The 19,507-nt window shown below is 65.3% G+C and carries 14 protein-coding genes; 3 read left to right on the top strand and 11 right to left on the bottom strand.

Going from position 1 to position 19,507, the window contains the following annotated elements; genetic code table 11:
• Positions 1-11 precede the first annotated feature (11 nt).
• Together KF708_03000 and KF708_03005 are read right to left on the bottom strand one after the other, a co-directional pair.
• Entirely contained in the window at positions 12-1,319 is a 1,308-nt protein-coding gene (locus KF708_03000; protein ID MBX3411662.1) for a hypothetical protein, read from the bottom strand.
• The gene (locus KF708_03005) at positions 1,316-2,191 is read right to left on the bottom strand and encodes a hypothetical protein (protein ID MBX3411663.1); all 876 of its coding nucleotides are present in this window, start codon (positions 2,189-2,191) and stop codon (positions 1,316-1,318) included. The genes KF708_03000 and KF708_03005 overlap by 4 nt, the downstream gene beginning before the upstream one ends.
• Before the next feature lie 387 nt (positions 2,192-2,578).
• Here KF708_03005 and metH point away from each other — a divergent pair, with 387 nt between their 5' ends.
• Positions 2,579-6,277 carry a methionine synthase gene (gene metH, locus KF708_03010; GenBank protein MBX3411664.1) on the top strand — a complete coding sequence of 1,233 codons (3,699 nt, stop codon included), beginning with the start codon at positions 2,579-2,581 and terminating at the stop codon, positions 6,275-6,277.
• On the opposite strand, the gene tkt is transcribed toward metH, so the two are convergent.
• A complete protein-coding gene (gene tkt / locus KF708_03015) occupies positions 6,274-8,337 on the bottom strand; it encodes a transketolase (GenBank protein MBX3411665.1) in 2,064 nt (687 codons plus the stop codon). The two genes, metH and tkt, sit on opposite strands and share 4 nt — an antisense overlap.
• A gap of 481 nt (positions 8,338-8,818) precedes the next feature.
• Between tkt and KF708_03020 the strand changes: the two genes are divergently transcribed.
• A complete protein-coding gene (locus KF708_03020; GenBank protein ID MBX3411666.1) occupies positions 8,819-9,361 on the top strand; it encodes a hypothetical protein in 543 nt (180 codons plus the stop codon).
• Positions 9,362-9,448: 87 nt separating this feature from the next.
• Here the strand turns inward: KF708_03020 and KF708_03025 are convergent, their stop codons facing one another.
• The 6 genes from KF708_03025 to KF708_03050 form a co-directional block, all read right to left on the bottom strand.
• Positions 9,449-10,333: a radical SAM protein gene (locus KF708_03025; GenBank protein ID MBX3411667.1), complete on the bottom strand. Its 885-nt coding sequence runs from the start codon at positions 10,331-10,333 to the stop codon at positions 9,449-9,451.
• 132 nt (positions 10,334-10,465) lie between these two features.
• Positions 10,466-10,762, bottom strand: coding sequence for a hypothetical protein (locus KF708_03030; GenBank protein MBX3411668.1), 297 nt, complete (start codon positions 10,760-10,762; stop codon positions 10,466-10,468).
• A gap of 170 nt (positions 10,763-10,932) precedes the next feature.
• Positions 10,933-11,961 carry a DUF933 domain-containing protein gene (locus KF708_03035; protein ID MBX3411669.1) on the bottom strand — a complete coding sequence of 343 codons (1,029 nt, stop codon included), beginning with the start codon at positions 11,959-11,961 and terminating at the stop codon, positions 10,933-10,935.
• On the bottom strand, positions 11,958-14,333 hold the full coding sequence (locus KF708_03040; GenBank protein MBX3411670.1) for a DUF3488 domain-containing protein: 2,376 nt from the start codon (positions 14,331-14,333) through the stop codon (positions 11,958-11,960). The genes KF708_03035 and KF708_03040 overlap by 4 nt, the downstream gene beginning before the upstream one ends.
• A 1-nt stretch (position 14,334) precedes the next feature.
• Positions 14,335-15,513, bottom strand: a complete 1,179-nt coding sequence (locus KF708_03045; GenBank protein MBX3411671.1) for a DUF58 domain-containing protein — start codon at positions 15,511-15,513, stop codon at positions 14,335-14,337.
• A 68-nt stretch (positions 15,514-15,581) separates the two neighbouring features.
• A complete protein-coding gene (locus KF708_03050; GenBank protein MBX3411672.1) occupies positions 15,582-16,478 on the bottom strand; it encodes a MoxR family ATPase in 897 nt (298 codons plus the stop codon).
• Between the two features lie 305 nt (positions 16,479-16,783).
• Here KF708_03050 and KF708_03055 point away from each other — a divergent pair, with 305 nt between their 5' ends.
• Positions 16,784-18,229, top strand: coding sequence for a DUF1501 domain-containing protein (locus KF708_03055; GenBank protein ID MBX3411673.1), 1,446 nt, complete (start codon positions 16,784-16,786; stop codon positions 18,227-18,229).
• Between the two features lie 76 nt (positions 18,230-18,305).
• On the opposite strand, the gene KF708_03060 is transcribed toward KF708_03055, so the two are convergent.
• Both KF708_03060 and KF708_03065 read right to left on the bottom strand, forming a co-directional pair.
• The gene (locus KF708_03060) at positions 18,306-18,956 is read right to left on the bottom strand and encodes a hypothetical protein (GenBank protein MBX3411674.1); all 651 of its coding nucleotides are present in this window, start codon (positions 18,954-18,956) and stop codon (positions 18,306-18,308) included.
• A gap of 115 nt (positions 18,957-19,071) precedes the next feature.
• Positions 19,072-19,503: a hypothetical protein gene (locus KF708_03065; protein ID MBX3411675.1), complete on the bottom strand. Its 432-nt coding sequence runs from the start codon at positions 19,501-19,503 to the stop codon at positions 19,072-19,074.
• Between the last annotated feature and the right edge of the window lie 4 nt (positions 19,504-19,507).

Raw genomic sequence — 19,507 nt, forward strand, 5'->3', positions numbered from 1 at the left:
TTCGTGAACGATCAGGCGGCGGGCACGAAGTTCTCGACCGTGCCCCACCAGGCCAGGCCGGCCCGATCGAGCGCCTCTTGCAGGCGCTCCGATTCTTGCTGCTTGGCGCGCATGTCCTGCACCAGGATGGCCACGTCGGCCAGGTTCACCAGGTGCGCGGTCAACTCGAAGCCGACGGCAGGGGCGGCATCGAGTGCCCCCGCGTCGATCAACACCAGGTCGTAATGTCGTCCCAACCGTGCGACATGATTAGCCAGGGCCGCCGCATCGAGACCCGCCGTGGGGGCATCGGAACGTTCGACCAGGGGCAACAGGCTCAAGCGATCGTCGCGCGATTCGACCAGGGCCTCGTCGACGGGGAGTCGCTCTTCGACGATCTCGCGCCAGCCACATTCGGGACGCATGCCCAGGCGCGCGGCAAGCTGCGGGTGTCGCCAATTGGCGTCGACGAGTACCACCGAGTGGCCATCGGCAGCCAGGCGGCGCGCGACGGCCAGGGCGATCGTCGTGCAGCCAGCGCCGCTGCACGTGCCGGTGAACACGACGCGGTTATGTCCGTCGTGGCCGGCCGCAACGAGCGCATCGGCCAGCGACTCGAAGAGCCCTTCCGCATTGCGAATCAAGGTATCGCACATGGCGGGCCAGGCGAAACGCGGTACTTCGAAGGCGGCTGCCGGCGGCTCTTCCGAGGTCTCGCCAAACAGCCCGCCACGCTCGAACGACTCGGCGTCCCACGTTTCGTCCCACGACGATTCGCGGTAGAGCGACAGCGTGGGACGCGAGCGCGGATGCTGACCCGTGCCTTCGGCAGGCATGGCCTCCTCGACGTGGGGCGTGTCTTCGCCGAAAAACAACCTCATCGCGGCAGGTTGTGCGGTGGTCTCCTCGTGCGACGGCAGTTCCCCTGCGGGCGCCGTCGAGGCGAAGACCGCACTGGTCAGGTGCCCTTCGAAATCTTCTGCGACCGGTTCGCTCTCGGTTGTCGCCGGGGCGACCTCCTCGTTCGAAGCGAAATGGGTGTGCGGTGTCGGGATCGAACGTTGCCGGGCGACCGGACCATCGGCACGGAGAATGCGCGACTCGCCGCTCGTCCGCGGAAAGCCGTACAACTCTTCGATCGATGGCAGGTGCGGATCTTGGACGCCGGGTTCACCTGTGCCCGCGTCCGCGCAGCATTCCTCGGTCGTGTCGAGCACGGGGGGCGCGAAGTCTTCGGGCGCTACCGGCGCCGAGCACTCTAGAGCGTGCTGCGGCTCGGCGACGTGGGCCGTCCGTTCGCGATTGAAGGCTCGGATAAAAGCGCGGTCGAGTTTGCTCATGGGGTCGGTTCCCCCGGCAGGACGGTGACATTGCCCGTGATGCGTGCCTGCGGCGGCTTCTCCGGGGCGAAGGTGGTCGGATAGGGGCGTGGAGTCTCGGGGCGCGTGGCGACGACTTCCGGCTCGCGAGGGGTCGTGGCTTGCCTGTTGGCGTTGGCCGCGGGCACCGTGTCCACCCCCGCCACGTTTGGAATCTCGGTGGTGGGGTAGTTTGGTATCGCCGACGGGGTGGTGGCCGTGGTCGGCAGGGCCGAGGCTGGCGTCCAGGCTGGGGCCTCTCCCTCGGTGGCGACCGTGCTATGGGCATCGGTCGAGGTGGGCATCGCCGGCAGCGGCGATTCGACCGGCACGGTCGTCACCGGTTGGGCGACCGTGTTCCAGTCCGGGGCCTCGATTGTAGGGGGCGCCCACGCCGGGGCGGCACCGAGCTGATCGGCGACCTTGGTATCGCTGCCCGTGAAGAAGAACGTGGCGGCGGTAGCGACGACCGCCGCGAGACCGGCGATCGCCACCTTCGGCTGCAGCAGGAACTGCGGCTGCCAGAGCAACGAGGCGTTGCGCACGATGACGACCCGCAAGGTGGTACCGAAGTAGTGCTTCAGCCCGACGACTGCCCCCTGAGTAACGAAACGCTGGATGAGCTTCGGTTTCGCGGCCGGCTCGGCCGAGGTCGACGCGGTGGCCGCCACGATCGGAGCGGCCGCCGCACTCAGGGTCGGAGCGCTGAAATCTTGCAATTGAAGCCGCAGACGCGGACCACCGCGCCGAGCTCCTTCGCCGGGGAACGCCGCCGAGACGTTTTTCGGCGGACGGCGCTGTGGCGCCATCAGGCCCTCGCCGGTCGGCTCCGGCTCCCAAGGTGCGTGGCTCATCGTTCCCTCGACGTGTTCGCTCTCGCGACAACGGACCGTTGCCGCGGTGACATCCTTGTCGTCCGCTCGCTCGCATGGCCTCGCGCCGCGCAAACCCTGCGCAGCCCCAGGCGAGGCGAACCCGTGGTTCGGTTCTTGTATCGGTATCGATGCGGTTGATCTTGAACGTTGTCGGAAAGAGGAAGGCTGGGCAAAGTACGCCGCAACTCGGCGGCGCCGGATGATCGCGCGGCGGGCCACCGTCCGCAACGCCGATTTTCGACGTAAGACATGATCATGAGAAGGCTTAGGTTGCCTTGCAGCTTCTGGGGCAGTCTGACATACTCCAGGAGTGCCTAGGGCCGACTCCACTTGTCTCTTTTCTCTTGCAGGGAGATTGTTTCCGGCATGTCAGTCGCCGATCGCAGTGAAACCCGTCACGTTCTCGAACAGCTCCTCGCCGAACGGATCCTCGTGCTCGATGGGGCGATGGGGACGAAGATCCAGGCCCTGAAGTTCACCGAGGCTGATTTCCGGGGGAGCCGCTTCGCGAATCATCCGCGCGATCTGCGAGGCTGCAACGATCTGCTCGTCCTCACACAGCCCGAGGCGATCACCGCGATCCACCGGCAATATTTCGAGGCCGGCGCCGACATCGTCGAGACGAACACGTTCAATTCGACGAGCATCTCGATGGCCGACTATGGCCTCGAGCCGTACATCCGCGAGATCAACATCGCCGCGGCGCAATGTGCGCGCCGAGCGGCCGATCTGCTCGGCAACGGCGATCGCCCGCGCTTCGTCGCCGGCTCGATCGGTCCCACGAATCGCACCGCCTCGATGTCGCGCGACGTGAACGACCCAGGCGCGCGCGAGGTGACGTATGACGACCTGGTTGAGTCGTACTACGAGCAGATCTCGGCGCTGGTCGAAGGGGGCGTCGACATTCTGATGCCGGAGACGGTCTTCGACACGCTGAACTTGAAGGCCTGCCTGTTTGCCATCGACCGCTACTTCGCCGACCACGATCTGACGTTGCCGGTGATGATCTCGGTCACGATCACCGATGCCAGCGGACGCACGCTGTCGGGTCAGACGCTCGAGGCGTTCTGGACGACGATCGCGCATGCGCGCCCCTTCAGCGTCGGTTTGAACTGCGCGCTGGGCCCCTCGATGATGCGCCCCTATATCGAAGAGCTGTCGCGGATCGCGCCGGTCTATGTGAGCTGCCATCCGAACGCCGGCCTGCCGAACGAATTTGGCGGCTACGACGAGACGCCCGAGCAGATGGCGACGACGCTGGGGGAGTTCGCCGCCAATGGCTGGTTGAATATTGTCGGCGGCTGTTGCGGCACCACGCCCGAGCACATCAAGACCATCGCCGAGGCGGTGGCGAAGAGGCCGCCGCGCGTGCGTCCGCAGATCGAGCCCCTGACCCGGCTGGCGGGACTCGAAGCGCTGGTGCTGCGTCCCGACAGCAACTTCACGATGATCGGCGAGCGGACGAACGTCACCGGCTCGAAGCGCTTCGCACGGTTGATCCTGAACGGCCAGTTCGACGAGGGGCTGCGCGTGGCGCGCGAGCAGGTCGACGGGGGGGCGAACGTCGTCGACGTGAACATGGACGAGGCGCTGCTCGACGGCGAAGCGGCGATGACCCGCTTTCTGAACCTCGTGGCCGCCGAGCCCGATATCTGCCGCGTGCCGATCATGATCGACAGCTCGAAATGGTCGGTGATCGAGGCCGGTTTGAAATGCGTGCAGGGGAAGCCGATCGTCAACTCGATCAGCCTCAAGGAAGGGGAAGAAAAGTTCCTCGAGCAGGCGAACCTGGTGCGCCGCTATGGCGCCGCGGTCGTGGTGATGGCCTTCGACGAGGTCGGTCAGGCCACCACGGTCGAGGACAAGGTCCGCATCTGCCGCCGCGCCTATGAGTTGCTCACGAAAAAGGTGGGCCTCGATCCGACCGATATCATCTTCGACCCCAACATCCTCACCGTGGCCACCGGGATCGAAGAGCACAACGATTACGCCCTGAACTTCATCGAGGCGACGCGCGAGATCAAGCGGGTATGCCCCGGCGCGAAGATCTCCGGCGGCATCAGCAATATCTCGTTCTCGTTCCGCGGCAACGACGTGGTGCGCGAGGCGATGCATGCGGCATTCCTGTACCACGCGATTCGCGCGGGGCTCGATATGGGCATCGTCAACGCGGGGCAGTTGGCGGTGTATGAAGAGATTCCGCCCGAGTTGCTCGAGCGCGTCGAGGACGTGCTGCTCAATCGCCGGCCCGACGCGACGGAGCGCCTCGTCGACTTTGCCGAGACGATCAAGGAGCAGGGAGGCAGCAAGACGGCCGAACTTGAGTGGCGGCAGGCGCCGCTCGAAGAGCGTCTTTCGCACGCGCTGGTAAAGGGGAACGCGGACTACATCGAAGGGGACGTGGAAGAGGCGCGGCAGAAGTATCCCAGTTGCTTGTCGATCATCGAGGGTCCCTTGATGGACGGCATGACGATCGTCGGCGACCTGTTCGGCGCCGGCAAGATGTTCCTGCCGCAGGTGGTCAAAAGCGCGCGCGTGATGAAGAAGGCGGTGGCCTATCTGCTCCCCTTCATGGAAGAGGAAAAGAAGCGGGCCGCCACGGCGAGCTCATCGCGCGGCAAGATCGTCATGGCCACCGTGAAGGGAGACGTCCACGACATCGGCAAGAACATCGTCGGCGTCGTGCTGGGCTGCAACAGTTACGAGGTGATCGATCTGGGCGTAATGGTCCCCTGCGAGAAGATCTTGCAGGCGGCTGTGGAAGCCGGGGCCGACCTGATCGGGCTGAGCGGGCTGATTACGCCCAGTCTCGACGAAATGGTTCACGTCGCGCGCGAGATGCAGCGACTCGAAATGAAGACGCCCCTGTTGATCGGGGGCGCAACGACGAGCGCCCGGCACACGGCGGTCAGGATCGCGCCGGTGTACCACCAGCCCACGGTCCACGTGCTCGATGCGTCGAAGTGCGTGGGCGTTGTCGAAAAGCTGCTCAATCCCCGGCTCAACGAAGAGTTCGTGCGCTCGAATCGCGACGTGCAGCGGCAACTGGTCGAGACGTATCAGCAGCGACAGCAGCGCAAGCTCGTGCCGTATGCCGAGGCCGTCGCGCGGCGCTTTGCCACCGACTGGGCCAGTGTGCGGATCGATCGGCCCGCGTTCCTCGGACGCCGCGTGCTCGACGACTATCCCCTCGATAAGCTCGTCGATTACATCGACTGGTCTCCCTTCTTTCAGGCTTGGGAACTGAAGGGGAAGTATCCGACCATCTTCCAGGACGAACATGTGGGCCCGGAAGCTCGCAAGCTGTACGACGACGCACGCCGCATGCTCGACGAGATCGTTGCGAAGCGGTTGTTGCAGGCTCGTGGCGTATACGGTTTTTGGCCGGCGGCGGCCGTGGGAGACGACCTCGACGTCTTCGCCGACGAGTCGCGTGGCACGCCGCACACGCGGTTCCACACGCTGCGCCAGCAGTGGGAGCGCAAGGGGACGAACCACTTTTACTCGCTGGCAGACTTCATCGCCCCGCGCGACAGCGGCCGCGAGGATTACCTGGGGGCGTTTGCCGTCACGACCGGGCATGGACTGGACGAAATCGTCCGCCGCTACGAGGCCGACCACGACGACTATCACGCGATCATGGCGAAAGCCCTGGCCGACCGTCTGGCCGAGGCGTTCGCCGAATCGTTGCACGCCACGGCGCGGCTCGATTGGGGCTATGGTCGCGACGAGCATCTGACGAACGACGATTTGATCGCCGAGCGCTATCGCGGCATTCGACCGGCGCCCGGCTATCCGGCCTGCCCCGATCACACGGAGAAGCGCACCCTCTTCGACCTGCTGGGCGCGGAGGAAGCGACCGGCATCACGCTGACCGAGAACTTTGCCATGTGGCCGACGGCGGCCGTCAGCGGACTCTACTTTGCCCACCCTGAGGCCCGTTATTTCTCCGTCGATTCGCTGACGCTGGACCAGGTCGAACGCTACGCGGCACGCAAGGGGCTGAAGCGATCGGAAGTCGAACGCTGGCTCTCGAGCAACTTGGGCTACGAACCGACGAATTAGTTTCCACGCAGCGCCGCGCGGGCTTCTTCGACCACGCGTTCGGCCGTGATGCCGAACTTCTGGAAGAGCTCTTCCGCGGGGGCCGAGGCGCCGAAGTGGTTCAAGCCCACGAAGCGGCCACCGTCGCCCAGGTAGCGTTCCCAGCCTTGCTTGATCGCGGCCTCGACCGCCACGCGAGCGCGCACGTTCGAAGGGAGTACCTTTTCGCGGTAGGCGTGGTCTTGCGCCTCGAACAGCTCGAACGAGGGCATGCTCACGACGCGCGCCGCCACGCCATCGGCGTTCAACTTCTCCCAGGCGGCCACCGCCACCGAGAGCTCGCTCCCCGAGGCCAGCAAGATCACCTCGGGCGATCCCTTCTTCGCTTCGCCCAGGATATAGCCCCCTTGCTTCACGCCGTCGGCCGAAGCGAACTTCGTGCGGTCGAGCGTGGGCAGGTCCTGTCGAGTCAGGATGAGCGAAACGGGCTGATCGCGCAGCGGCATGATCGCACGATAGGCGGCTGCCACTTCGTTCGCGTCGCCGGGCCGGAACACGATCATGTTCGGAATCGCGCGGAGCGCGGCCAGGTGCTCGATCGGCTGATGCGTGGGGCCATCTTCTCCCACGCCGATCGAGTCGTGCGTGAAGACGTAGATCACCGGCAGGCCCATGATGGCGCTCAAGCGCATGCTGCCGCGGCAATAGTCGCTGAAGACGAGGAACGTCGAGCCGTAAGGACGCAGGCCGCACAGCGACATGCCGTTGAGCGTGCCGGCCATGCCGTGCTCGCGAATGCCGAAGTGGAAGTTGCGCCCGCCGTGCGTGCTGGCGGCAAAGCTGCCCGCCTCGGCAAACGTGAGATTCGTCTTCGTCGAGGGGGAAAGATCGGCCGAGCCCCCCAAGAGCCAGGGCACGCGCTGGGCGATGGCGTTGAGCACCTTGCCCCCCGAGTTGCGACTGGCCGTGCCTTTGGCATCGGCCGGGAACTCGGGAATGTCCTTGTCCCAACCGCTGGGCAACTCGCGAGCTTCCATCTGCTGCCACTCGCGTGCGAGATCTGGATACTTCTTCGCGTAGTCGGCGAAGAGCTTGTCCCACGCCGTGCGCAGCTTCGCGCCGCGCTCGCCGACACCGTTGCGGAAATCTTCACGCACCTCGTCGGGCACGAGGAACTTCGCCTCGGCCGGCCAGCCGTAGACTTCCTTCGTGGCGCGGATCTCATCGGCTCCGAGCGGGGCGCCGTGCGCCTCGTGCGTGTCTTGCTTCTTGGGCGAGCCCCACGCGATGTGGCTGCGGACGACGATCATCGTCGGCTTGCTCGAGCTTTCGTTGAACGTGCGCAGCGCCTTGGCCAGCGCCTCGGTATCGTTCGCGTCGTCCAGACGAAGGACGTACCAGCCGTAGCCCTCGAAGCGGGTGGCCACTTCCTCGCTGAAGGCGAGCGAAGTGTTGCCTTCGATCGTGATGTGGTTGTTGTCGTAGATCCAGCACAGGTTCGAAAGTTGCAGGTGCCCGGCTATCGAGGCGGCCTCGCCCGAGACGCCTTCCATCAGGTCGCCGTCGCTGCACAACACGTAGGTGTTGAAGTCGAACAGCTCGTAGCCCGGTCGATTGAAGTAGCTGGCCAACCAGCGCGAGGCGATCGCCATGCCGACGCTGTTCGTGACACCCTGTCCGAGCGGGCCGGTGGTGGTCTCGACCCCCGTGGTGTGGCGCCACTCGGGATGCCCAGGGCAGCGGCTGTCCCACTGGCGAAACCGCTTGATGTGCTCGAGCGGCACGGCCAGTTCATCGGTCAGCTTGCCGTCGTGGTCGATTTGTCGCACGCCTGCCAGGTGCAGGATGGAATAGAGCAGCATCGAGGCATGCCCACACGACAGCACAAACCGATCGCGGTTGGGCCAGTGGGGGGCCGCTGGATCGTAACGCAAAAACTTCTGCCAGACGGTATAGGCCACCGGCGCGAGCGCCATGGGGGTGCCGGGGTGACCGCTGTTCGCTTGCTGTACGGCGTCCATCGCCAGCGTGCGGATGGTATTGATCGAAAGCTGTTCGAGATTGAGAGAAGTGGTCGCCATGATTTCCTTGCCACCAGATCAAAGCCAATGAAGCCGGGCCGCGCGGCCGAGGCGTCCGCGACGATTGCGAACGCGCTCGTACTCCTCTACCTGCGCCGCATGCGGCGACCGTCGGTCGAATGAGTCTAAAGGGTTCCGCCGCCGTTGGTCAACGACGCTCGTCCGCCGCAAATCTCGGCGCCGCAAGGTGCTGCGCTCGCGCGATGGGTTTTCATCGTGCGTGAAGCATCGCGACCGTTCGGTTCAATCGCTCGACCACTGGCCGCATACTGTTAAGAAATCGTGACACTTTGACGCAGAGCGCTAAGTTTGCGCCACACTCGCGAGAGTGATTTCATCCCTGAAAACAGCGGCTTTTTTTGTCTGACACCTTGTCAGCAAAGCCACTGCGAGCGATGCTAGTCGTCGCTGGAGGCGAGACAATTCGGCATGGGACGGCTGAGCAGAAGAGGCCGTGAACACGTTCCGCGGAGACCACGCCATGTCCGACACGAAGGCCGCCGTACCGACCACCGCTTCTATTTCTGTTTCGCCGCGAGCTGCGATGGCCACTCCTGCTCGCCCCCGCGAGGAAAGCCGCGGTTGGCTGGCCCTCATTCTGCAATTGATCGGTTTTAGCGCGGCCGCGGCAATCGGCTTTGCCGCCAGCCTCTACTACACGACACAGCAGCAGGCGGCCGCAGCACGTCAGCGGCAGGCCGCGGACGAACGTATCGCTACGGCCGCGACGCAGGCCGCTCCCGCGGAAAACGTGCCGGCCGAGACGCAATCGGCCGAGCAGCCCGCAGCAAGTGAAGCGGCCGCGCCCGAGGGGCAGTTCTCGGAAGAGGTGGAGCGCGCCGAGATGATCGAGGCCCAGCAAGCCAAGCCGCCCGTTCCGCTTGAAAACGTTCCGACCGAACCGACGACGACTTCGATCGAAGGCCTGCCTTTTGATCGGCTCGAGCCGGCCGATTCCGACTTGAAGGTCGAAACGCTCGACGGCCAAACGGTGACCGAGCCCGATGCTGCGATTACGCCGTAGTAGTCAGCCGCACATCTGGTGCCTGATTAAAAAAAACCACAAACACGACAGGCCGGACGATATGCCTGTCACGCACTCTGGCGTGACCTACGAGACGCCGTAGAAGGCGGCCGTTTCGAGTCCCGTGCGCTGATGGACCTCGGCAGCGATCGCGTCGACTTCCTCATTGGTGAGCGGCGCGACGTATGATTCGGCCGGGCGGCGCGCCACCGTGTAGATCTGTACCAGCTTAAGTTGCCCGCCGGCGGCGGTGATCTCGTTCAAGCGCTCGCAGAAGGCCGCAATCTCCGTGGCGGGGGGGGCCTGGTCAGCGATGCGCATGAAGAGGGCCTGGATCACGAGCGGACGCACCTGCGCGGCGGCGGTGATGTTTTCCAGGATGCGCGCGAAGGGGATCTTCGTCCGTTCGACCTGCTGGTAGTACGTGTCGGTTCCGGCGTCGAGCTTGGCCCAGATCTCTCCTCGGTTCGCATCGAGCGTGGCCAGTCCTCGCACGACGTGCGGGCGATGGAACATGCTGGCGTTCGTGATGAGCACCATTTTCACATCGTCGAGCCCGTGACGGCGTTTCAACTCAGCACACTGCGCCACGACCTCGTCGAAGTTGACGTGCGTCGTCGGTTCGCCATCGCCGCTGAAGGCGATGTCGTTCAACCGCCGCAGCGCCTGCGGCGTATCGCGAAACTTCGGATGCTCGAAGAGCTGACCCGAGGTGACGAGTTGTAAGGTGTGGTCGAGTTCGTCGAGCAAGGCCGGCAGATCGACGAACGTGGTCTCGGCCGTGCTCACGCGATCGACCTGGCAGTAGATACAATCGAAGTTGCAGACCTTGTCGGGATTGAGATTCACGCCGAGCGAGATGCCCCCCGAGCGCCGGCTGAGCACCGGATAGACGAACCGGTTCTGCTCGAACGAACGCTCGTGCTGCGTGAAGAGTCGTTCGGCGGCGGGGGTGATCGAATCGTGATTCATCGGGCGGTCGGTTGGGGGTGGCAGGCCGCGGGTGTTGGCGCGATGCCGGTCCCTGGCTTTCCCCTCACCTCCGGCCCCTGACCCACGTCAGAAGGGAGGGGGGATACTCCCAAGCGGTGCGCGTCGCGTTTGCTACTTCACGCGTCGGAGGACCGTGAACTCGTCCATCGTGACAGTGGTAAGCTCGCCATCGTCGCGGCGGAGCAGGATGATGTCGCTCCACACCTTGTCGTCGGTGCTGCGGGCGTTGTGCAGACCGTGGCGGCGGCGCTCGGTCGAAATGACCGTCCCCTGCGTGGTGGTCGTCCAACTGCGCTGGCCGACTTTCACCTGGTGGACGACCTCGAGCCTATCCCCTTCCTTCAGGTCGGGTACCAACTTGCGCGAGGCGGCATTCGCCTGCGGCGTGACGGCAACGGCATTCGACATCGTGCGGCGAACTCCGAAGGAAGACTAAAAGCAGTAGACACCCGCTATTGTCGGCGAGTTCGCCCATCTGGCAAGGGCGGAACAGGCGGTCGCCGCTGAAACCGGGCCATGGACCGCCCCTGGAGAAAGACCCAGAGGCACAGGCTGGCAGCCTGTGCCTCTGGCCGGCATCAAACGCTGAATCGCACGTGCAGGATATCGCCGTCCCGGACGACGTAGTCCTTCGGCTCCTGCCGTAGCAGGTTGTTGGCCTTGATCTCCCGTTCGCTCCCCAGGCGGACCAGGTCGGCACAGTCCATCACCTCGGCCCGGATGAAGCCGCGGGCGAGATCGCTGTGGATGTTGTCGGCGGCTTCCAGCGCGGTTCCACCCTGGCGAAGCATCCAGGTGCGAACTTCTTTCTCGCCGGCCGTGAAGTAGAGCATCTGCCCGGAGACGTCGAGGATGCGCTTCAGCAGTCCGTCGCGCGAGGAGGCGGTGAGCCCCAACTCCTGGGCGAACTCCTCGCGATCCTCGGGCGACATCCGCATCAGCTCCAGCTCGAGCCCGACGCGGATCACCTCGACGGGCTGCCCGGGGACGATCTTCTCGGTGAATCGCTCGGGCTGGTCCTCGTCGTCGGCGGCGTTGACCACGATCAGCTTGGGCTTCTCGGTCAGCAGGCGGAAGGAGCGGGTCGCGCGGTACTGCTCTTCGGTCAACTTCATATCGCGCAGCGCTTTGCCTTCGCCCAGTCCTGCGACGAGCGGCTCGAGAGCGGCCAGTTCGGCCAGCTCCTCTTCGCGGTTGGGGCGAGGCTTCTTGACCGATTCGCGCAGGCGTTCGACCCGGCCCGAGGCGATCTCCAGGTCGGCCAGCAGCAGATCTTCCTCGAAGCTTTGCAGATCGACGAGGGGATCGGAGCCGGCAAAGCCCGCCACGACCAGCACGAAGCAGCCTGCCTCGCGCAGCAGGCCCAGCCGCGCGGCGTTCCCTTCGTGCGTGCGGGTGAGGCCGGGGGTGTCGAACAGCTCGAGCGAGGCCTGCGTGATCTTCTTGGGCTTGTAGATCTCGCAGAGTTGCGCGATGCGCTCGTCGGGCACCGGGGCCATGGCCGATTGCCCGGAGTGTGCGAGCGCGAAGTCGGGCTCGACCCCCGTCAGCCAGTGAAACAGCGTGCTCTTGCCCGACCCGGCATAGCCGACGATACCAATCTTCATGACCGTAGCTCGTGACGTCCTCGACGCGGCGGAAGCGCCGCTTCGAGCAGCGCGAGCGACTGTTCTACCGTGTCGCTTTCGGCCTTGTCCAGGTCCGCGCGGCCGAAACGGACGCGGTAGAAGGCCTCGGTCACGCGCTCGGGGGCCAGCGCGGCCGCCGGCGCGAGCCCCCGTTCGCCCAGCTTGCGCCGGGCCAGGGTGGCGAATTCACGCTGCGTCTGCGAGGCAGTCCGCACGATGGCAAACCGCGCCAGCAGCGACTCGAGTCGATGGTAGAACTCGACCTCCGGCCCGCGCCGGCGAGCCAAAGCCGATCCCCGGCGCCAGCCATAGCGCTGCCACAGACGGCGCACTCCTTGCACGGCGCCGATCACGCCTGCCGCTAGGAGCGAACCGACCAGCCCACCACGCCAACTGAACCAGTCGCCACTGAACCAACCGGTTCCGTCGAGTCCCAACAGAACGGTAAATCCTTGCCAGATGTCACGGTAGTTCTGCGGATTGGTCAGCGCGCGATAGACCGACAGGAAGGCGGCGCCGATCGGTTGGTAGATGGCTTCCATCTGACGATTGGCATCGAGCCCCACGACGTAGCTCGACCACAGGTATTGGGCATAGTCGGTGAACTGCCGCAACGAGGCGATCGCCAACCAGTTTGACGAGCGGTCGACGGCGCTCAGGCTGGCGATCGTGGGGTCGAGCGTGAGCCAGCCCCCGTTGGCCCAACTGACCGGGATGTCGCCTCGCGGTTGCTGGGGAAGATCGCTCGGCAAGTGAGCCGGTTCGAGATAGGCCTCGACCCAGGCGTGCGCGTGCAGTTGACGAACCTGGTAGAAGCCGCCGAGCGAGTTCCACTCGCCCCCTTTAAAGCCGAGCACCAGTCGCGAGGGAATGCCCACGCTCCGCAGCATCAGGGCCAGGGCCGTGGCGAAGTATTCGCAGTGCCCTTGCGGCCGTTCGAAGAGGAAGTCGTCGATCGGGTCGAGCGCCGGATCGCGCAGCGGCGATTGCAGCGAGTAGCTGAATCGTCCCGGCTCGCCGAAGTAACTTTCCAGGCGGCGGGCACGTGCCAAGCGATTGCTCGCCGGGATGTCGGCCACCAGGCTCTCGGCGAGATCGCCCAGGCGATCGAGCTTGTCGCCGGGAGGCAAATCTTCGTAAGGGTTGTACCCCGTATCGACGATTTCCTGGCTGGGCAGAACCGGGTACTGCTTTCCGCCAATCAGCCCGGTGGTCGCCATGTTGAAGCGATACTGTTCGTTCTGTTTATCATCGGAACGCACGTACTGGTAACGCGCGTGATCGTACAGCAGATGCACATCCTGTTCGATTTTGTACGACGTGGGCAGGCAATACAGGAGGTCGCTCGAGAGAGGCTCGATCTGGATGTTCTGTCGCACCGTATGAGGCGGCAGGTCTCTCAGCGGAACGGGATGGATTTCGTCCGCGCTCGATCCGCGCGGCAGATCCCACACGCCGTCCTGGTATTGCGTGAGGTGCATGCCGCGGAAGAGGGGCTCTCCGACGATCTCAATGACTCGCCCCCCCTCGAACGACTGGAAGCTGACCTGCATGACCGCTTCCGGACTTTCGATGATGTCTCCCAGGTCGCCCAGCCGGACGCTCTGCGACGCGCCGACGACTGGCTGCCCGGTCAGCGAGGCGGGGCGCCAGGGATTTCCTCCCACGCGCGGCACCATGAGAAAGACGACGGCCGTCATGACGAGCGTTCCGAGGCAGACGAGCGCCACCTCGTTCAGCGCCGGCGCCAGCACGCGTCGCTCGGCCAGGTTGACCGGCGCATGGGCCACAAACACGCGGTCGACCTGCTGGCCGACGCGAACGGTCTGGGCGCCGAACCAACCGGCGGCGCTCGTGCCGCCGGGCGCCGCAGGGGACGTCAGACGCAGCATCTCGCTATGCAGGTGGAGCAAGACGAGCGTCGTGGCGCCGAGAAACAGGTAAACCACTTGCAGGAAGCCGAAGCTGAGGTCGTCGTTGACCACGGTCGCCACGGCGACTTCGAGCACGCTGAGCAGCATCAACAGCCAATACCGCCGCAGCAGCTTGACTTGAAACAGCAGAATGAACTGCAGATAGACGAGCAAGTTTGCCACGGCGATCAGCCAGCTATCGCGCCCCATGCTGCCGAGGTCGAGAAAGGCGAAGGCCACGGCGATCAGCGACAGCAGGGCCGCCGTTCGATCGCCCAGGCGCCACCAGCCACGGAGATCGACCACATAGAAGGCCACCGCCGAAACGACCACCGCCAGGATCGGCAAACGCGTCTCCTGCTGGCCCATGCCCAACAGCATGGCCGAGAGAGCGACGAGCGCCGCGATGCAAAGCTGTAGCAAGCGTTCGATGGTCATGTCACTGCGGTTGAAAATACTCGGCGAGTTGCGCGCTGCTCGCATCGACCGTCAGGATGCGCGACAGCGTGGCCCTGCGGCGGGGATCTTCCCAGATCTCGACGAAGCGCTCGGTATCGGCCAGGTCGACCGGCCGCGTGCTGATCAGAATCACCGAGCGCCCGGGTCGCACCGTGGCGAGCGCCGCCCCCAGCGACTCGGGCAACCGGTCGGTGGGCGTGGCTTCGGCCAGGGCCAGCGATTCGAGAATGTCGTCGAGCAGCGCTGAAGAGGCCGCATGCGAGACCAGGCTCGGCTTGTCGCAGGCACAGGCGAATTGTAGGTGGCTGCCACCGCGCCCGCACAGCTCGGCAGCAATCGTGGCGGCAAAGCTGACGGCGGCTTCGACGGCCGCTAGTTCGGCTTCGTTCGGTGTCGGCGGTCGCCAGAGCTCGAGCACCAGGGTCAGATCCTGATTTCTCTGTTCGGCGAATTGGCGCACGATGAGCGCACCGCGACGGGCCGAGGTGCGCCAATGGATCCAGCGCCGACTGTCGCCCGGGCGATAGTCGCGCAGGCTGTGGAAATCTCCCTCGACCACTCCCAGGGCGCGCGTCGCTTGGGCCGGCCGCTGAGCCGTTTGCTGAAATCTCCACCAGCGCCGCGTGAGACGACCGAGTCGCGGAATCACGGTGAGCGTGGCGGGGCGCGGATCGCTGACCGTGGCCCGCACCAATCCGAAGGGAAATGCCGTCGAGTATCGCCAGGGGCCGAAGTGGTAACGTCCGCGCCGCAGCAGGCGCCCGCGGTACGACATCGACACCGTCTGCTGATGCGAGATGCGGGGAATCAACAGCCTTGCCCGCAGCGGCTCGGCGGCGCTCGAGTCTCCTTCGCGGCGAATGGTGTCCTCGACCGAGACGGCCCAACTGCCGAACCACCGATGGCGGCTGGTGGCTTCGACGGCCACTTCGATCAAGTCGCCGACGGCGATTCGTCGCGGCATGCGCCGAAGGAGTTCGAGCCGCGCGAGCGAGATCCGCACGCTGCGCCAATTGTAGACGTAAGGGCAGGCCATCATGCCGAACATCAACATCATCAGGTTGATATCGCGCAGCATCGCCCCGGTAAACAGGAAGCAAAGCACGCCCAGATAGCACAGGCCGGCAAACGTGATCGCGATTCGGCGTCGAGGCTGCATGGCGTCACCGTTCGCGATCTGTCGAAGAACGGCCCCTCGATTCAACGTTCCCTGGCGCGCCGCGGCGGTTATTCCGGCACGGGCACTTCCGCGATCAGGCGCGCGACCACCGATTCGACGGCATCGCGCTGGCCGCCGTGCAGATAGCCCTTGCTGATCACGCGGTGCGCCAGCACGGGCAGCGCCAACTGCTTGACGTCGTCGGGGATGACATAGTCGCGCCCTTCGACCAGTGCCAGCGATTGCACGGCACGATAGAGCGAGAGCGCGCCACGCGTGCTGATACCGACGTGCAGCTCGTCGCTCGTACGCGTCGCCTCGGCAATGTCGAGGATGTAATCGGCGATGGCCTCGTCGACCGCGACGCGCCGCACGGCCGTCTGCAGCTCGACCACCTGATCGCAAGTGAGCGCCGGCTCGAGGTGATCGACGGGCTCGCCCGCCCGGTGCATGGCCAGCACCTGGCGTTCGTCGTCCCGTCCCGGGTACCCCAGCCGCGTGCGAAGCAGGAAGCGATCCAACTGGTTCTCGGGCAATGGGTAGGTGCCTTCGAACTCGAAGGGGTTCTGCGTGGCGATCACCATGAAGGGATGGGGCAGCGTGTGGGTCGTGCCATCGACCGAGACACGTGCGTCACTCATCGCCTCGAGCAAGGCACTTTGCGTGCGCGGCGTCGTGCGGTTGATCTCGTCCGCCAGCACGATGTTGGCGAAGATCGGCCCCGGGCTGAAGGTGAACTCGTTCTTCTTCGCGTCGAAGAAGCTCGTCCCCACGATGTCGCTGGGAAGCAAGTCGGGGGTGAATTGAATGCGGCAGAAACGCCCCTCGACACTTTTGGCCAAGGCCTTGCCGACCAACGTCTTGCCGACTCCCGGCACGTCTTCCAACAGCACGTGCTCGCCGGCCAACAGCGCAACGATACACAGACGCACGACGTCGCTCTTTCCCAGAACGACTTGCGACATATTGGCTTCGAGAGCCGTGACCAGGCTCTGTACCTCGGTCGACAAGAGTGGGCTTCCTCTTCTGTCCGTAAGTAGGGCAGCGACGTCACCGGCCAGAGGCCGCCTGACAATCGTAGTCTTCGGCACCGTCGGCGGTCCACCCCGGGCAACGCCGAAGTCCCCATCGCCGTGATACTTGCTACCCCGATCTTCCCCCGGCGCTGCGGCAAACTCAAGCTTGTTGCTGACGCGGGCCAGGGGTAAGATCAACGAACGTTGATGTTTGGGGCTTCGCCCGCCGAATCGATCGGACCGAGGACCACGACTTGCCACGCCGCACTCGATATGCGCCAGCGAACGATCGCCCCCGTTCGGGGCGTGCCTCGGCGGGCTGCCACGATTTTGTCCGCCAGGCGAGGGTCGCGCGGCGCGACTTGCTGGCCGCCGGTGGATTGGGGCTGCTGGGCCTGGGCCTGCCCGGCCTGGTGGCCGCTCGAGAGGCGGCGCCGATGACCGCCGCACGCGGTTTCGGTCGCGCCAAGAGCTGCATCTTTTTCTTTATGTGGGGTGGGCCGAGTCAGCTCGACACTTTCGATCTGAAGCCGGAGGCCCCGGACGAAGTTCGTGGCGAATTCAAGCCGGTTTCGACCCGCGTCCCCGGCATCCAGATTTGCGAACACTTCACGCGCCTGACGCAGCACACCGATAAGCTGGCAATCGTTCGCTCGTTGCACCACACCGACCCGGCGCACCTGTCGAGCGGACATCTAACGGTGACCGGGACGCTGGCCCGCGTGCTCAACAGCGATGCGGACCCCCCCAGCCCGCAAGACACGCCGCACATCGGCTCGGTCGTTTCGCGTTTGCGACCTTCGCCCGCCGCGCTCCCTTCGTTCGTGACGATGCCGTGGCTCACCGCGCATCCGGCCGCGCCGGGGGGGCAGGCGCCAGGTCAAACGGCTGGCTGGCTGGGCAAGCGCTACGATCCGCTCATCGCGTCGGGCGATCCGAATGCCGAGGAATGGAAGATTCCCGAACTGACGCTCGCCGGGGACGTAACGCTCGAACGGCTCGATGATCGCCGCCGCCTGCTCGCCTCGATCGACGAATGCCGCAGCATGATCGACAGCGCCGGCGAACCGGCCGACATGGCCGAGCACATGCAGAAGGCGCTCGGGCTGCTCGGCTCGCAGCAGGCGCGCGACGCCTTTGACCTGGCACGGGAAACGGCCGAGACGCGCGATCGCTACGGCCGCAACATTCACGGCCAGTGTGCCTTGCTCGCCCGCCGTCTGGTCGAGCATGGCGTGCCGCTGGTCTCGGTGAACTGGCACAACGACGGCCAGAATTTCTGGGACACCCACGGCGACAATTTCCGTCGTTTGAAACGCGATTTGATTCCCCCCGCCGATCAGGCCCTTTCGGCGTTGCTCGAGGATCTCTCGGCCAGCGGGCGACTCGACGAGACGCTAATCGTCTGGGTCGGTGAATTCGGTCGTCGGCCGCAGATTACGCGTGGCAACGCGGGACGCGAGCATTGGCCCTTCTGCTACAGCGGATTGCTCGCTGGCGGCGGCATCCAGGGGGGGAGTGTCTACGGCGTAAGCGATCGCATCGCGGCCCACCCCGAGATCGATCCCGTGCGGCCGCAAGACTTCTCGGCCACGGTCTTTCACGCCCTGGGCATCTCGCCCGAGACGTACTTGCACAACGGGCTCGGCCGTCCGATTCGCGTGTGCGAGGGCAATCCATTGCAAGCGCTGTTCGCCTAGCGCGCGGTGCATGATCTGCTACGGAATCTGCTGCGCTAGCAGGCTGCGGAAAAACTCGACTCGTCCGGCGAGTGCGCTACGGATGCACCATCTCGACGAATGCCTGTTGCGTCGCGACCGGATCGAAGGCCACCCGGGCATAGGCCGCCGAGAAGAGCAGCAGCCCCAGCGCGAGAAGCAACACCCCGCGCGGATCGCGCGCCACGGGCACCTGTGCCAGGCGCGCACGGAGGGCGCGTTCCAGCCGATGCCAGCCGTCGTAGCGCTGGCGATCGTTCGCCGCCACCAACGCGACGTTGTGCATCGGCGAAAATTCCTCGATGTGCAACTCGACTCCCAAGCGGGGCAGCGACAAGCTCGCACCGGCCCAGCGTGCGTCGGCGTCGAGTCCCAACGCCACTTCTCCCAAGAGGGGCCGCAACTCGTCGAGCGACACGTTGTAGGCCGTGAGTCGGGGGCGGGCCGTCAGCACCGCGAGAATCACGAGCAGGAAGTAGCACGCCATCACCAAGGGCCACACATAGACGCCGAACGTGTTCGCCGCGGCCCGCGGCAGAAACAGCTCGATCGGCCCAATGATGGCGATGCCCGATAGGGCGAGCCCCAGCGCGGCCAGGTCGCGTCCGCCGCTGACGAGGATCGGTCGGCGCGAGAGCTGCAGCCCCCCCAGCACCACCAGGTAAACGCCCAAGGGCAGCAGGGCGAGGCAGAAACGAAACGGGTCCATAGTCTGTTCCAAAGGCGGGACGGTGCGGGGCAGGGGCGATTCTAGTCGAAAAAGGACCGGTGTCGTAGCGGACGCAACGGCCGGGGCGCCGGCGGCGCGCTTTCGCGCCAGAAGCTCAGACGCTCGAACCGTTTTGCCGCGCGCGCTCGGATCGCTCGACTTCGGCCTGCCAGGCGGCGCGCTCGATGTCGATGGCGTGGCGACGCGTGGCAAAAAAGGTGCGCGTCGCGAGCACATCGATCCAGGCCAGCGCCGACAACCACAGCACGCAGGCGATGACCATCAGCCAGAAGGCCAGAAAGAACCGGGGCATCGTCTGGTAGGGAATCAGGTAGCCCAAGTAAATGGCCACCCCCAGCACTCCCACGAGCGAGCTGGCCTGCATCCTCCGCCGGAACTGCCGCCAACGATAATCGCGCTCGGCGCCGCGCGGCAGCTCGGCGCGTATCAATCGCCACGAGCGCACGTGCCATGCGACGAGCGCGATCGATACGCTGACCAGGGTCAGCGCCGCGACGAGGGCCAACAGATGATCGGCGGCAAGCATAGAG

Source organism: Pirellulales bacterium, assembly GCA_019636335.1.
Classification (GTDB): Bacteria; Planctomycetota; Planctomycetia; order Pirellulales; family JAEUIK01; genus JAHBXR01.